This is a genomic window from Shewanella gaetbuli, from assembly GCF_023284065.1.
In the GTDB taxonomy this organism is placed as follows: domain Bacteria; phylum Pseudomonadota; class Gammaproteobacteria; order Enterobacterales; family Shewanellaceae; genus Shewanella; species Shewanella gaetbuli.
Genome location: NZ_JAKIKP010000007.1, coordinates 182,607 through 198,476 on the forward strand (window position 1 = coordinate 182,607; position 15,870 = coordinate 198,476).

The 15,870-nt window shown below is 36.4% G+C and carries 13 protein-coding genes; 7 read left to right on the forward strand and 6 right to left on the reverse strand.

Translation table 11 applies throughout. The features are described from left to right. Positions 1–14: 14 nt before the first annotated feature. The 6 genes from L2672_RS11160 to L2672_RS17390 form a co-directional block, all read right to left on the reverse strand. Positions 15–1,031 carry a glycosyltransferase family 2 protein gene (locus tag L2672_RS11160; RefSeq protein WP_248995929.1) on the reverse strand — a complete coding sequence of 339 codons (1,017 nt, stop codon included), beginning with the start codon at positions 1,029–1,031 and terminating at the stop codon, positions 15–17. Between the two features lie 453 nt (positions 1,032–1,484). Then, a complete protein-coding gene (locus tag L2672_RS11165) occupies positions 1,485–2,678 on the reverse strand; it encodes a glycosyltransferase (RefSeq protein WP_248995930.1) in 1,194 nt (397 codons plus the stop codon). Then, positions 2,671–3,774 carry a glycosyltransferase family 4 protein gene (locus L2672_RS11170; RefSeq protein ID WP_248995931.1) on the reverse strand — a complete coding sequence of 368 codons (1,104 nt, stop codon included), beginning with the start codon at positions 3,772–3,774 and terminating at the stop codon, positions 2,671–2,673. The genes L2672_RS11165 and L2672_RS11170 overlap by 8 nt, the downstream gene beginning before the upstream one ends. A gap of 1 nt (position 3,775) precedes the next feature. Continuing rightward, positions 3,776–4,834: a glycosyltransferase gene (locus L2672_RS11175; protein WP_248995932.1), complete on the reverse strand. Its 1,059-nt coding sequence runs from the start codon at positions 4,832–4,834 to the stop codon at positions 3,776–3,778. After that, complete coding sequence (locus tag L2672_RS11180) at positions 4,831–5,577, reverse strand: WecB/TagA/CpsF family glycosyltransferase (protein WP_248995933.1); 747 nt, start codon at positions 5,575–5,577, stop codon at positions 4,831–4,833. Before L2672_RS11180 ends, L2672_RS11175 begins: the two co-directional genes overlap by 4 nt. A gap of 38 nt (positions 5,578–5,615) precedes the next feature. Further along, on the reverse strand, positions 5,616–6,608 hold the full coding sequence (locus L2672_RS17390) for an acyltransferase family protein (RefSeq protein ID WP_420833155.1): 993 nt from the start codon (positions 6,606–6,608) through the stop codon (positions 5,616–5,618). 1,059 nt (positions 6,609–7,667) lie between these two features. Here L2672_RS17390 and L2672_RS11185 point away from each other — a divergent pair. From L2672_RS11185 to hisB, 7 genes are all read left to right on the forward strand, one after another. Next, positions 7,668–8,288: a transglutaminase-like cysteine peptidase gene (locus L2672_RS11185; RefSeq protein ID WP_248995934.1), complete on the forward strand. Its 621-nt coding sequence runs from the start codon at positions 7,668–7,670 to the stop codon at positions 8,286–8,288. A gap of 12 nt (positions 8,289–8,300) precedes the next feature. Continuing rightward, complete coding sequence (locus L2672_RS11190; RefSeq protein ID WP_248995935.1) at positions 8,301–10,394, forward strand: EAL domain-containing protein; 2,094 nt, start codon at positions 8,301–8,303, stop codon at positions 10,392–10,394. Beyond that, entirely contained in the window at positions 10,384–10,827 is a 444-nt protein-coding gene (locus tag L2672_RS11195) for a hypothetical protein (RefSeq protein ID WP_248995936.1), read from the forward strand. Before L2672_RS11190 ends, L2672_RS11195 begins: the two co-directional genes overlap by 11 nt. Before the next feature lie 597 nt (positions 10,828–11,424). Next, the gene (gene hisG, locus L2672_RS11200; protein ID WP_248995937.1) at positions 11,425–12,324 is read left to right on the forward strand and encodes an ATP phosphoribosyltransferase; all 900 of its coding nucleotides are present in this window, start codon (positions 11,425–11,427) and stop codon (positions 12,322–12,324) included. Between the two features lie 33 nt (positions 12,325–12,357). Continuing rightward, entirely contained in the window at positions 12,358–13,647 is a 1,290-nt protein-coding gene (gene hisD / locus L2672_RS11205) for a histidinol dehydrogenase (RefSeq protein WP_248995966.1), read from the forward strand. Positions 13,648–13,661: 14 nt separating this feature from the next. Next, entirely contained in the window at positions 13,662–14,729 is a 1,068-nt protein-coding gene (gene hisC, locus L2672_RS11210; protein ID WP_248995967.1) for a histidinol-phosphate transaminase, read from the forward strand. A 28-nt stretch (positions 14,730–14,757) separates the two neighbouring features. After that, complete coding sequence (gene hisB, locus L2672_RS11215) at positions 14,758–15,825, forward strand: bifunctional histidinol-phosphatase/imidazoleglycerol-phosphate dehydratase HisB (RefSeq protein ID WP_248995938.1); 1,068 nt, start codon at positions 14,758–14,760, stop codon at positions 15,823–15,825. The last annotated feature ends 45 nt before the right edge of the window (positions 15,826–15,870 follow it).

Genomic DNA, 15,870 nt, shown 5'->3' on the forward strand with positions numbered 1-15,870 from the left:
CAAGAAACACCTTCTTATAAATCAGGATATTTATTAAAACATCCAATTAATTTAGCAGAAACTTTAACTGGAAAGATTAAAATAAAGATGTAAAACATTAGATTTTTAATTTTTTTAAGAAAACTAACTTCTGGCGCCCTATAGAAATTAGCAATAATATTTTTAGTTATAAAGTTCTTAGTATCTTGAGGGAAGTCGTGATTAACATTATCTAAAACAAATGAATCTAATCTATTCCTCCAATGATACGGACCCAATAGAAAATTCTTAATAGATTTGTTCTCATGAAATAATTCTCTTTCGGCACTTTGAATACCATCGGCATACATTTCCTGGGCTTTCAACATTTGTCTTGACTTTTTTAAACTGACAAAATAATGTTCACTTTCACTTTTACTATGAACTCTATAAAAACCAAGCTCATTGTTAATGATTTTGATTTCATCATATACTGCAGCGACATAAATTAAATAACCATCAACCGCATTGTTCCAAACAGTTTCATCAAATGGAAACTGTGTAGCTAAAAAACGTCTTGAGTATGCCACACCACTCATAGGCGCTGTAGGAACATAACCAAAATTCAAAACAAAATCCTGAAAAGGAATATTATTTATAAATCGCTCTGGCAACCGACCTCCATGGATCAAGCTATCTTCATCTACGACTTTTAAATAGTATTGGTAAGCGTTAATACTGTCCTCATAATTATTAGCTAATATTTCACAAGCATCACTTGATAAAAAATCATCAGAATCGAGAAAGATAACTATATCGCCTTCGCAATGTTTAAAACCTAAATTCAATGCAGATACTTGCCCACCATTAGATTTGAAAAAAGTCTTTTTCAAAGAGTAGTGCTGGATTATTTCTTTAGATTTGTCAGTAGAACCATCATCAACAATTATTATCTCAACATGTTTATATGTTTGATTCAAAGCGCTGTCAATAGCTTCACTTAGATATTTTTCATAATTATAATTATTAATTATAATACTGACAACTGGAAGACATAAATCCTGTGTAGACATTGATAAAAACCCCCTTATTCTGTCACGAAATTTTCAAAAAAATAATAGAACAACTCAACCGTAAAATAGATCCGCTTTCAATTAATAACCAATAACCATTCTACTCTTTTCTTTAAGCAACAATTTAAACAAAAGTGATATAAAGATGCACAAAACCAATATTATCAAAGATATAAATTGCAAATACACAAACCCAGATAACATACCTTGATGCAATCTTTTTATGATAAATATCAAAACTGGATGAATGAAATATATTGCTATTTAGCTGTTAAAACAAAAAACCACCTATAAATACAAAATAAAAAGTACCGCCAAAAATTAATGTAACATAAAAGTGTGAAATTAAATTACCTGGTCGGAACCCCGATATCCAGAATGGATGCTCTACAACTATAATAAAAATTCACAAAGCTCTAAATTTTTTCCGCGATTAAATAAATATTGGACAATCTACCTTTCAACATTTAAACAGTGTAAATCAAATAATTTATTGATTTGATTACTTGACTTAAAACCGCTTATAGATTCATTTACATCACTTGGACACATGGCTCTCTTTTTAATTTTGTCCCAAATATTAATTACAGAATGACAAACCATGGAAACAGTATTATTTGAATCATCATTAACGCTTAACATTTCACCACACACACCCTTTTCGAAAGTTTCTTGCATTTGTTCAAGCCTCAATGAGACAACAGGCCTACCAGCGCAAATTGCTTCCATCACATAAACAGGCCATCCTTCGAAAACAGAGGTGACAATACCCATATGAAACCCTTTCCACATTTCAGCAATTTCAGAAGAACGTTTAAAACCGTGACAGACAACAATGTCCTGCACATCAGCATACTCCTTAAAGACTTTAGGATTCGAGACTCCAATATAATGAAACTCTATTTTGCTATTTAATTGATTTTTTAAAGTTTTAAGTATTTTAAACATCATTTGCGGTCTCTTAAATTCATCGAGCCGTCCTGCAAATGCTATCCTTAACGTATCATCCTCTAACTTATAAGGTGTCGGTATAAACAAGTTGTCATCTACACTCACTGTCATATACTCAATTACATCTGCTTTTGATGGAAAATCATTTTTTAATCGCTTTGTTTGCTCTGAACTAACTGAAATAACTCTATTTGCTTTCTTGACCGCGAATGATTCATTTAATTTATGCAAAAACCATACTTTACCTAACAATGAATCAAGTTTTTTATTTGGATCAGCATCACCATGTGTGATTAATAATGTTGAAAATCTGTTAACATAACAAAACCAAGAAAACTCATACCGCTGAATCTCAACAGAAGACTTCAATTCTTTATACTTTTCTTTGATAACATTCTGATATTTAAATAATGAAAAGAAAAAATTAAACGTTAGTGATTTAAATACATTTTTTGCAGCAGTATTAATATCTATTACCGTTGTATTTAGTACAGGAATGAATGTATAACTACGCCCAAAATCGTTTGTGAGTATGATAGGTACTCCCAAGGGAAGTTGATTAGTTTCATCCACACCAACTACAACTAGATCAACATTTTTTGGAAAAAACTTAATTGTATTTCTAACATGTGTTTCGATACCACCGACCTTGAACCCCCTAGGGTCAAATGGGTGTATTGAGATTATTCTATGCATTATTACATTCCATATCTAATGCCAAGTTAAATAGTTCTATTGTTTTATCTGCAGCTTTAGCCCAACTAAATTGACAAGAGTTGTTAATTGCGGCTAAAGACAATGAGTTAAACTTTTCAGTATTTTTTATTATTTCAATAATACTATCTACCAATTTATCGGCATCATCTCTTTCAAAAAAAATAGCTCCATTACCAGCGACCTCTCTTAGCACAGGTATATTTGAGGCAATCACAGGTAAACCATATTTTTGAGCTTCCAGAATGGGTAGGCCAAAACCCTCATAAGAGGATGGGAAAGCTAGAAATTTTGCTTCACAATATCTCTTGATCAAATCTTCGTTACTTAAGTATCCCAGCTTTATAGGTATCGTAGTTGTATTCAGTTTCTTAGCATATAATTCAAAATATCCATTAGAATCACGACCAACATGATATATATCAACATCAATTTTCATACTTTTAAGAATAGACATAGCCTTTACTAAGACTTCAACACCTTTATTAGGTGAAACATTTGCAACAAATATTCCATAGTCTTTTCGCTTTAGCTCAACTTTTGGTCCATTTAAGCATGCAGACTCATGAACAACTCGCACTTTTTCTGAGACATCTGGGTAATAGTAAATTAAGTCTCTTGCAGTATTTTTTGAAACACAAATGTTGTATATTGCACGTTTTAACGTTAATGGAAAAAATATTTTCCACCATAACCTGTGATGTAATTTATAGTTTTGCGGTGCAACATCAAAATAAAGATCATGTGTAACATTTATTAATGGAACTTTTCCGAATATACAACCTACTGGATCTGGGTTAAATTCTAAGTCTATCTTTTTTTCTTTTAAAATCCTTGGCAGTATAAAAATCTGATTAATCAGATTTTTTGGCATAGACTCAATGTAAGGCTTAGTAACAACTTCTAACCCTCTTCCTTGTAACATGGAGGGGAGTTCACACTCATCCCAGCAAGTTAACAATACAAATTGATATTGTTTATTTTTCAGTAATGAATCGAGCAAATAAAAAAGGTAGTTTGAAATCCCACTTATTTTATTAGCAGGTTCAAGTAGATGGTTTATTAACACTCTTTTCATATTAAGCTCTTTTACTCTCTAACAATTTAATTACACTACCTCTATCTTTAAGTGCGTTATCATTCCACCTTTTAAGATTATTGTATGACTTCTCAGCAGCTTTAATATTAGCATCGCTAAAATAGTCAATAATACTTTGCGCTGCCTCATGGGGGGTGTCAGCGTTTATAAACAAGCCCGACTCACATAGCACTTCGTTAAACACTGGAATATTTGATGCAACGATGGCTATCCCACTATATTGTAGCTCGAGCAAGGGAAGTCCAAGGCCCTCATCGTGTGATGTAGACATATAGAATGTACTTGATTCAACTAATGTCTTCACCTCGCTAGATGATAAATACCCATGGCATATAACCCCTGGTGTGGAAATTAATTCTTCAGCATCATCTCCCCAGCCCAAACGACCTACAATATGTAACTCAATTTTACTTCCTAGTTTATCTTGTAAGCTCTTAAAAATTTTCAATGCACCTGAATAGTTTTTCCTAGGTTCCACAGTACCTAACATCAAAATTTTCAACTCTTTCAGTTTCAACGTTTCATATCGATATTTATTAAACTCTAGATTAAAAACATTTTTAACGAATGGTCGATAAAGAACTACTTTCGCATTAACTTTACAATATTTCTTTAACTCAACAGCAGTTTTATTTGAATTAACTAAAAAGCAATCTAGTCTTTTGACAGCAAAAGACAATGAAGGTCTCATATACAATTTAGCCCTAATATTTATCTCATCTGTCCTTGAAAGCAAAAACATATCATGTATATATGGAATAACCTTATCACCACGCAGTAATGATAATAAAATTGATGGCGGAAACCCAGGTGTTAATATAACGGTCTTAGGGTTAAAATAAGATTTTAACGTGATATAAAACCATTGTTTAAAAATTAGTAACCAAGTATTTTTTGCAGTTATATGTTGAATTGAATTTGTTCCCAATGATTTATCGTCAAAAAGTTCCTCTGTAATCCTTTCTATTCCAGTCGTGTTGCGTCCCAGATGTGTACAATCTACTATTAGCTTAGGCTTATTGCTTTTTAAGTAATTCATCGCTTTAAATTTAAATATTCTTTAGTGGCTAAATACAAAAACATCCAAGAACTTACTAAATATCTCTTTGCGAGTCGCTTTGGTTCACTGATAAGTCTATAGAACCATTCTAAACCGACTTCCTGCATCCATTTAGGGGCCCTTTTTACTGTACCAGCAAAAAAATCTATTCCTGCTCCGAACCCAAATCCTTTTACTCCTTCTAGAGATTTGTTATTTCTATCCATCCAAATTTCAGATTTTGGAGCCCCCACCCCCATGAACAAATGAGTAGCGTTAACTAGATGAATCTGTTTTATCATCATAGATGTATACTGTTCATCTTTTTCAAAACCAATTGGAGGAACAATTACCCTTCTTTCAGAGTTGTCAAAACCTCTAGAAGTTAGCCAGTTAACCAAATAAGCTTGTGTTTCAACCGTAGATACGACAAAAAAAGGACTATGCGTTTTATTAGAAAGCTTTTCCATTATTTTTGGGAATAAATCTGCTCCCGTAATTCTACCTTTTACATCATGACCAACAAATTTCAGAAACTTAACAACAGGAAAACCATCTGCTGTAATAATCCAACTACGCTTACATGCATTTTTAAATATGATATTTCGATTTAATGTGACTAGATGATCTACATTTGCAGTCACTAATAATTTGAAATCATCATGTCTTAAGCTCTCATTACAAACGTCAACAACTATTTCGTCTAATGACTTTTCTGTAAACTTCAATCCAAAAACTTTCATACACATACTCAATATACAATATACAATACAATATTAATTTACTTTTTTTGCTGCCCTAAAAAGAAAACAGACAAATAGCCATTTTTCGACAACATATCGTGCAAAAACTTTGATAGACAAATTGTAACAGCAATTCCAAATACCAAATGTACATATTCATTATAAATACCGACCTGCCGTAATAAAATTCGACTCAACACAATAAAAAAAACATGATATAAATAGATCGTAAATGAATAACCCCCAATATATGCCAGCAATCTGAACTTCATGCAAAATGTATACAACGAAAACAGGCAAATTAAACTAATGACTAGATCTGATAATTTATCATACTCTTGATAATAATAACCAAAACTATTATAAATAATTAAAGTAAATATTGCCCCGATTATTAAAACATACCTAGCAATATTACTGCTTATTTTTTTCTCATACAATATAACCCCAAACATAAAAAATGGTAATATATATGAAAAGCCTGATATCGAGAGAAACTTAATATCTTGCGGAGTTATTAAACTAATTAAAACTGAGATCATAAACAATATATATCTGTACTTTATAACATTGAAATCAAAATAAGATAATATAACTAAAATCAAGAACACCAGAAAAATTGCATGTAAAAACCAAAAGTGAGCTTTGTTAGTCCAAAGTATAGATATGTAATATAGTATGCCGGAGTCATAAGTTGAAAGATTAGATACACTTAAATTATTCTGTATCACTAAAAAAGGAATACCAACTGATATTAAAGGTAATAAGAGTCTTTTAGACTTGCCAATTAAAATCTTCAGCTCACTACCTCTTACCATTCCCCTATAACAAAAGACATATCCGCTTAGAAAAGTAAACAAAGGCATCCTTATATTTTCAAAGAATGCATTCAATGTTACTAAGAAATTCTCGGTATCTAACTTCAGACCAGTCAAACCTGGTTGTCCAACAAGGTGAAATGATATCAAAAGTATACAAGCAAGACCTCTAAGGGTTTCAATCGAGTTATCTTTAATGTTTGTACTCGACATATGCAAAAACCTTACATAAGTTAAATTTATAATAAAACTCTCTAAATCAACATTTAGGCATAGCTACCGCACTGAATCTTAGCTTTCAGAATGCTATCAAAATGCGATTACTACGCATAAAATGCTGATTTTAATGTTTAATTTTTTAGGAAAAGATGGGGGAATAGACATAAGAAAAGAACAACTAACAGCAGACACTTTTCAAACTTCCCTATTACTCAACGTGCCAGTAGCCGCGTCTTTCAGCGACACTATTTTGACGTTAAGCAGCATTTCCTTTTTTATCACCTAAAAAACCAAACCACTTGGCAACATATGCTCTACAAAATGTGTTGCGATTATATGACAAACTGTAATTTATTAACACTTTTTATTGGCTTTTAACGTATTTCAGACAATTATTCTGTAATTCAAACCAAAAACAGCAATTTAGCGCCATTTTTTTGACTCTCACACTTAATTAATCTCTACAACAACTGTTTTAAATTTGAAAAACTGAGTTTCACGGCTTTAAGTACCGTTTTACGTCGAGTTGCACCAAAGTTGAGCATTTGCACCACCAGTAGTCACAAAATGATACAACCACGTTCAGTATCTGATTGTCACACTTTATCGCCAATACAAATAAACACATACTAAACAGCCACTTGGCTACGCACTAAATCTTTTGCGCTTTCAATAACCACGATCAACATATTTGCAACATCAATATTGATGCCAATGTGTTTAGCATTTAAGTCAACATTTGCTGCCTTTTGGATATCTTTATTCTATGGAGTTGATATTGGCGTGAATGACAACCAATTGTTGATTGGTTGTTACGTTATTTATGCGTTATGATTATGCTGAAAATGAAAAGAGTTTTTAGTATGGCTTAGGGAATTTTGATTTATTTACAGCCCTGCCCGACTGCTAAGGTGAACCCTTGGCAGCCTATATTTATATTGATCAACAATACGGTATTAGCGTTGTGCTATTTGTAGACAAGGATTTCTGACTCTGGCTTTTACGTGTCATTGCAACTTATTGCGTTCATCTCTTTTTAAGTTACTCATATATATGAGTCTCTTTTCGGCTGCATGTGTTGCTAGCTTGAATGCAGAGTTTTTCACGGCAGATTTTTTTAATCGCATTGCACAGCAATATGGTCAAAACAAGATAGACGATTTTAAAGATTGGCAAAGCTTGATTGAAGATGCAGAGGGTTTGGATGATTACTCTAAACTTAACTTGGCTAATCAGTTTGCCAACAGGCATATAAAGTATCAGACAGATACTCAGCATTGGGACAAATCTGATTACTGGGCAACGCCTATTGAGTCTTTAGGCTCTGGTGCTGGTGACTGTGAAGACTATGCTATTTTTAAGTATTTCACGCTAAAGGCCATGGGTGTGGATGAGTCAAAAATGCGATTAATGTATGTGCGCGCATTAACCATTGATGAACCTCACATGGTGTTAATTTATTTTGAAACCCCAAGAGATATTCCATTAGTGTTGGATAATTATCAAACAAAGATTAAACCCGCTAGCCAACGAAAAGATTTAAAGCCGATTTATTCATTTAATGGTCAAGGTTTGTGGCTAGCTAAAGCCAGAGGATTGGGTAACACCAAACCTAATAGCTCTGGCACTAAAGATTGGACAAATTTAATGACCCGCATAGAGCAAGGTCAATAAGGAGATTTATCTATGACAACAAAGAAAGGAATGTCATTAAAGGTGCAACTGTATTTATTGATAGCAGTTTTATCAGTTTTTACTTTTGGTGCATCTTTATATAACAACATTTCTCATATGCGGGGCTACTTAAGTGAACAGCTTGCCACCCATGCAGAGGGCGCAGCCCATAGTTTAGGTTTGTCTATTTCTCCCTATATGGATGAAGAAGGCTTAGTCATTGCAAAAACGATGACCAACGCAGTATTCGACTCTGGTTATTACAAAAGTATTCAATTTTTTGATATCGATAATAAATTAGTATTTCAGCGCACTAACCCAGATGGACTTTTAGCAATTCCTCAGTGGTTTATTACCCTGTTTCCATTAACGCCGCCAAAAATGACCAGTGAAATAAGCGATGGTTGGCGAATAGCTGGCCAGTTAGTGGTTCAATCTCATGCTGGTACCTCTTATCAAACGTTATATGAACACAGTTTAAGCACTTTGAAGTCGACGTTGTTACAACTGTTGTTTGCGTTGGTTTGTGCTTATTTCATCCTGAAATCTGTGTTAACCCCGCTGAAAAGTATTGAACAACAAGCAGCTGATGTAATTCAAAAGAAGTTTACCTTAAATAACATTACCCCTTTTACCACTGAATTAAGGACCGTAGTTAACGCCATTAATAATATGGTAAGCAATATTCAGCGTGCTTTTAACGAACAAACGCAAACTGCTGAAAAATTGTCAAAAGAGGTGTATTTAGATCCGTTAACCGAGTTACCTAACCGTCGTGCTTTGCTACAAAAATTTGATTCTTTAAAGGCTGAATTTGATGTCAATATCAACCCGATTTATCTTGGGTTAATTTCGATGACCTCATTACAAGAAATTAATGACAATGAGGGCTATACCAGCGGTGACGAATATATTTTAGAAGGGGCGCACTTAATTAATAAGATTCTTGCACCTTATAGCGGCGTTGAACTTTATCGTATTTCAGGCTCTGAGTTTGCCATTTTATCGTCAAGCACTGACGAATCGATTAAAACGATATCTGAACATATTAGTGAATCTTTTATTCAGGCTAAAACTAACCGATTCCCGAATGGCTTTGCCCAACATTCCATTGCTAAAGTTAAACCTACCGATGGTTTTGGTGAAGTGGCTAAACGTTTAGACACACAATTAACCCTGAACAATTTTAATGCATCACCTAAACACGGCATTATTAATACCAGTGACACGCAGAAACGTTCACGGGAAGAGTGGATGGGAATTTTACGCCAGTTTACTGAGTACTTTAGAAATGAAGTGCTTAAAACCGACGTTAATGACTTTCAAATTAAATGTATTCCGTTAGATAAAGCCTTTGATTTAATGCTACAGCCGATTGTTAACGAACAAAATGAAATCTTGTATGTTGAATCTTTTGTAAGATTTAAATATGAAGATGAAGTTTTACCCACTGTTGAAGTGTTTGCCATGGCTGAGCGCCTAGGTGTATTAGTTGAATTAGAGCAAGCTGTGGTATGCTTTATTTTCTATAAATTACAACATGTTGCAAATACCCGTGTAGCAATCAACATCAGTGACAAAGTGCTTCACAATACCGACTTTACCGAGTGGCTTTTCAAACTGTACCAACAGCAAGAGAAAACATTGCCGCCTATATTGTTTGAGTTTAATGAAAATGCTGCTATTAGCTCTCTTGAGTCAACTCAAGCTTTCATTGCAACTGCCAAAGCGAACAATATCAACGTGGCTATTGAGCGTTTTGGTTCGAGTTTAAGCTCATTTTGTTATATTCGTAATTTTGATATTGACTTTATTAAGATAGACGGAAGTTACATTCGAGATTTAGCGCAGGCAGATACCCAATTCTTCGTGCAAACCGTCACTCAAATTTGCCACGGCATTGGTATTAAACTTATTGCCCCACAAATTGAAACAAGCCAAATTGCACAAAAATGTGCGCTCATGAATATTGATGGCATGCAAGGAAACGGTTTGTATAACGTGCGTAATTTTAATACAATTATTTCAAGTACAGCTAAAGTTGCCAGTCAGCTAGAGCTAACATATTTTAACTTACCAAAGGAAATAGGTGAAAATGATGCGTAAATTAACTGCGGTCGCATTAGCGATAACAGCATTAACTTCTTCTGCTGTTTTTGCTGAAATCAGTCAGGATGACTTTAATAATGGTTTAGTCACAGCTTCGGCCAATGGCTCATCTGTTGCTGATTTTATGTTAGCTCAAATGACAGCAAACCCAGCAGACAGTGCTGACATTTTAGGCTTTGCTTTACTTGCTGCTAATCAAGATGAAGCCGTTATAACACAGGTGTTACAGTCTGCTGCAAGTTCAGGTATGGACCCAGACGATATATTAGCTATCGCCATTGCTAATGGTGTTGACCCTGCAACGGTAACGTCTGTATTAGCAGAAACTCAAACTGCTGCTGGTGGTACTTTTGGTGCTGCACCAACTCCTGGTGGAGCAGGCTTTGGCGGCGGTTCTGGCGGTGGCGGTGGTACCATTTCTGGTAACTAACCCATAAACTGCTGTGATAAGCCGTAAGCGCTTAAGATCAACATAATTGGTCACCTTATTTTTAATGCCCGTATTATTCATTTAATACGGGCATTTTATTTGAATCACTTATCAACCTGCTCTATTAATTCAGCCCCTATTATTTAAGCCCTTATCAATCGTCTGGTTGGCAAATTTGGTTATTTACATACAAGGTTATCAGCTTGTAATCACGCCTTTTTCACCGTTTTGAATATGTTATAGCAATTAAATGGTAAAAAAATTACAAAATTGGTTTATTCGCTATTGCAAACAACCGCAATAGCGGTTAAGTTTTAAAGCACAGGAAATGACAACAACGTCATCAAGCCATTTAGCTAGCGTTTAACAAAGCCAAATACTAGCAAGTAAAGAGAATATTTTATGAACATCCAAGTGACTACAATTCATCATCACCATCATATGCGGTAGCCTTCGGATGCTTACTGCCGAGGGTTAATGTCCCTTCCGGCGGTGAAACTATCACAAACCCCTGGAAGGAATTTCAGGGGTTTTTTGTTTTTAATTTACTGTTTTTAAAAAATTTTAAGATTTGAATTTATAAAGGATACTATAGCAATGATTGAGTCAAACCGTTTACGTATAGCCATTCAAAAGTCTGGCCGCTTATCTAAAGATTCACAAAAGTTATTAAAAAGCTGTGGGGTAAAATTTAACGTCAATGAGCAACGTCTTATTGCTCACGCTGACAACATGCCGATTGATCTTCTGCGTGTTCGTGACGACGATATTCCAGGTCTTGTTATGGACGGCGTTGTTGACCTAGGCATTATTGGTGAGAACGTTCTTGAAGAAGAACAATTAGAACGTCAACTGGTTAACAAACCTGCTGAATGTACCAAGCTACGTGAGCTTGATTTTGGGGCTTGCCGTTTATCATTAGCGGTGCCAAATGAGTTTAGTTATAACGATGCTCAGTCGCTTGAAGGCCTTCGCATTGCTACTTCATACCCCAATATTTTACGTCGCTTTATGCAAGAAAAAGGCATTAACTACCGCGACTGTATGCTAAAAGGTTCTGTTGAAGTTGCCCCACGTGCAGGTTTAGCAGACGGTATTTGTGACCTTGTTTCAACAGGCGCAACTCTTGAAGCCAATGGCCTATATGAAACTGAAGTTATTTACCGCTCAATGGCTTGCATTATTCAATCAACCCAAACACAAACCCCGTCAAAACAAGCACTAATCGACAAGATTTTATCTCGTGTTAACGGCGTAATTCGTGCTCGCGAAAGCAAGTACATCTTATTACACGCGCCAACTGAAACATTAGAGCAAATTGTTGCTTTACTACCCGGTGCTGAAAACCCAACTGTATTGCCATTAAATGACGATACTAACCGCGTTGCAATTCACGCAGTAAGTACTGAAGACTTATTCTGGGACACTATGGAAGAACTCACGGCATTAGGTGCATCTTCAATTCTTGTGATGCCAATTGAAAAAATGATGGGGTAAATGTTGATGGCTAACTCGCAAACATCATCGCCAATGGAAATTCTAAATTGGAATACCTTGTCTGATTCAGATAAAAGCCAAGCGCTAACTCGCTCACCGTTAATTGGCGACAACAGTGTTGAGCAACAAGTGAATAGTATTATTGAACAAGTGGTTGCAAATGGAGATGCAGCACTTAAACAGTTCAATCAACAATTTGACGGTGCTACCGTTGATTCACTTGCATTAACCCAACAGGAAATTACAGCCGCCTGTGAGCGTGTTGCTGATTCTGTTAAACAAAGCATTGCGGTTGCCGTAGCCAATATTGAGACCTTTCATAAAGCACAGGTGTTTAACCCAATTGATATTGAAACAATGCCGGGTGTGCGATGTGAGTTGCGAAGCGAAGCCATTGAAAAAGTCGGCCTGTATATTCCGGGTGGCACTGCCCCGTTAATTTCAACGGTGATGATGCTTGCACTACCGGCTAAAATAGCCGGTTGCCAGCAACGGGTACTGGTTAGCCCACCGCCAATTAACGACGCGATTATTTATGCCGCTAAAGAATGTGGTATTACCGAGATTTATCAGGTTGGCGGTGCACAAGCTATTGCTGCCCTCGCCTTTGGTACTGAGTCAGTCACTAAAGTGGATAAAATTTTTGGTCCCGGTAATCGTTATGTCACTGAAGCTAAACGTCTTGTATCGCAAGATAATCGCATTAGTGTCACCATCGACATGCCAGCAGGCCCATCTGAAGTGCTGGTAATTGCAGATGAATACGCAAATCCTGAATTTATTGCTGCAGATTTATTATCGCAAGCTGAACATGGCGTTGACTCACAAGTGATGCTGGTGACTAACTCTGAAGCACAAGCACAAGCGGTTAATAGCGCGTTAGTGAGTCAACTGGCAAAGTTACCACGACAAGACATTGCTAAACAGGCGCTCACTTGTAGCCGCAGTATTGTGGTTAATGACTTAAATGAAGCGGTGTTAGTGTCGAATCAATATGGCCCTGAACACTTAATTGTGCAAACTCAAACACCACGCGACTTATTAGGCTCAATTCGCGCTGCAGGCTCTGTATTTGTTGGCGCTTATACTCCCGAATCTGTTGGCGACTATGCCAGTGGCACAAACCATGTGTTACCTACCTATGGATACAGTCGCGCGGTGTCTAGTTTGTCACTCGCTGATTTTAGCCGTCGTTATACGGTTCAAGAATTAACCCCACAAGGGCTGCAAAACTTGGGGGAAACGGTAATGACCTTAGCGGAAAACGAACTACTGGATGCACATAAAAATGCAGTAGCTATTCGTTTAAACAGTCTTAAATAATTGCGGTGAATATGATGACAACATTTAACCCTAGAAACCTTGCAAGACCGGAATTACTCGACTTAACCCCTTATCAAAGTGCAAGACGCATTGGTGGACGTGGTGATATTTGGATTAATGCCAATGAATCGCCGTTTAATAATAGCGATATCGACAAACTAAACCGCTACCCTGAATGCCAACCACCAGAGTTAATTAATGCATACGCTGAATACGCTGGGGTTAAATCAAACCAAGTGGTTGCCAGCCGCGGCGCAGATGAAGCGATTGAATTATTAATTCGCACTTTTTGTGTACCAGGTAAAGATAGCATTGCTACTTTTGGGCCCACTTACGGTATGTATGCTATTAGCGCAGCCACCTTTAATGTGGCCGTTGAAAAACTTGACCTAACCGACAAGTACCAATTACCAGCCCAATGGCCAAACAAAATTAATAACGCCAAGTTAGTGTTTATTTGTAACCCCAATAATCCCACTGGCACGGTGATCAGTAAGCAAGATATTGAAACGGCAATTCAAAGTGCGCCACAAGCCATTGTTGTAGTAGATGAAGCCTATATTGAGTTTTGCCCTGAATACTCAGTGGCAGACTTAATCGACACCTACCCTAACCTTGTGGTGTTACGTACTTTATCAAAAGCTTTTGCCCTTGCTGGTGCACGTTGTGGCTTTATGTTAGCCAATCAAGCCATTATTGACTTAGTTATGCTAGTTATTGCACCTTACCCTGTGCCGTTACCGGTATCTGAACTAGCCGTTAATGCACTGAGTGAAAACGGCTTAACCACCATGAAAAACCAAGTGGCTGAACTAAACCAGCAAGGTAAACGTTTGGTTAGCGCGTTAAAAGAAGTGGGCGCAGATGTACAAATGCCAAATGGTAACTTTGTATTAGCCAACTTTAATGGCGCAGGAAAGTTTACAAATGTAGCCGAAGTTGGCCAATTATTAGCAGATAACGGCATTGTTGCTAGAGCCTATAAAGACCCAAGGTTAGCGGATGCCATTCGCTTTAGCTTTGCTTCTGAGCAACAAACAAACAAAATTATTGATGTATTACTGACAGTAAAATCAGCATAAAAAAATTATTAAATTGAAGGTTGGCAGCATGAAACAAAAAATTCTATTTATTGACCGCGACGGCACACTTGTTGAAGAACCCGCTATAGACAAGCAACTCGACAGCTTAGCCAAATTAGTGTTTGAACCTCAGGTGATTCCGGCATTATTAAAGCTGCAAAAAGCAGGTTTTAAACTGGTAATGGTAAGTAACCAAGACGGTTTAGGCACTCCTTCATTCCCTAAAGATGATTTTGACGCCCCGCATAATATGATGATGCAAATCTTCGAAAGCCAAGGGGTAAAATTTGACGATGTGGTAATTTGTCCGCACTTTGACGATGAAAACTGTAGCTGCCGTAAACCTAAATTAGGTTTGGTAAAAAGCTATTTAACTGAAGGTAGAGTCGACTTTACTGAATCAGCCGTTATTGGCGACCGCATTACCGATGTTGAACTAGCCAATGCTATGGGCATTAAAAGCTTTCAATACCAACGTGACAGCTTAAATTGGGACGATATTTGTGAAGCCATTTTAAGTAAAGGTCGCCAAGCCACTGTGGTACGCACAACCAAAGAAACCGACATTAAAGTTACCATTGATTTAGACAACCAAGCGAAAGGTGACATTAACACCGGCATCGGCTTTTTTGACCACATGCTTGACCAAATTCAAACCCACGGCAACTTTAAAATGGATGTACATGTTGATGGTGATTTAGAAATTGATGATCACCACAGCGTAGAAGATACGGCACTGGCCATTGGTGATGCTATTCGCCAAGCATTAGGTGACAAACGCGGCATTGCTCGCTTTGGTTTTAGCCTGCCAATGGATGAAGCCAATGGTCAATGTTTAATGGATATTTCTGGTCGCCCATTTATCAAATTTGACGCTAATTTTGAGCGTGAAATGGTAGGAGAAATGGCCACCGAAATGGTACCGCATTTCTTTAGATCATTTGCCGATGGACTTCGTTGTACCTTACATGTGAGTTCAGAAGGCGACAACGACCACCACAAAGTAGAGGCCTTATTTAAAGTATTAGGCAGAACCCTACGCCAAGCGGTAAAAGTTGAAGGCGATATTTTACCTTCAAGCAAAGGTGTGCTGTAACAACCTATTTTAATTGCTGATATTAAAGCTATTTTGAGGAAATAT